Annotated in this window: 1 protein-coding gene; it reads left to right on the forward strand. The window is 58.0% G+C overall.

All coding sequences use genetic code 11. The features are described 5' to 3' along the window. Window positions 1-126: 126 nt before the first annotated feature. Window positions 127-517 (forward strand): recombinase family protein (locus BXP70_RS29240; protein WP_143436802.1); only part of this gene is annotated, 391 nt, incomplete at its 3' end.

Here is a 517-nt window from a genome sequence, read left to right on the forward strand (position 1 = left end):
CCTCTTCTAGCCGTTTTCTGCCCAACTGCCCTCATAACAGAGGTGTGTAGTCCTAGGGCCCTCCCTTCCTAGTATTACACACTTGGCGTATCTTCGGGGCATCTAGCTCCTAAGACTTATTCCTCGATGCTCTACGTGGCCTACTATCGTGTCTCTACCCCGAAACAAGGTGAGTCCGGCTTAAGCTTGGCGGCGCAGCAGGCGGCTGTGCGATCCTATGTCCCGGATCCGGCCGCGATCGTGGCCACCTTTCAAGAAGTTGAATCCAGTAAGAACAACGGGCGCCCAGAGCTGGCCAAGGCCGTAGTGGAGTGCCGGCGCCTGGGTGCTACGCTGCTAGTCGCCAAGCTGGATCGCATGAGTCGCGATGCCGCCTACATCCTGCGCCTGGACGTGCCGTTTGTGGCCGTTGACATGCCCGAGCTGAACACCCTTACCAAAGGCATCTTTGCCAGCTTAGCTCAGCAGGAACGCGAGCTCATTAGCAAGCGTACCCAGGAGGCGTTGGTAGCCAAGA

The organism is Hymenobacter crusticola, from assembly GCF_002154225.1.
GTDB classification, from domain to species: Bacteria; Bacteroidota; Bacteroidia; order Cytophagales; family Hymenobacteraceae; genus Hymenobacter; species Hymenobacter crusticola.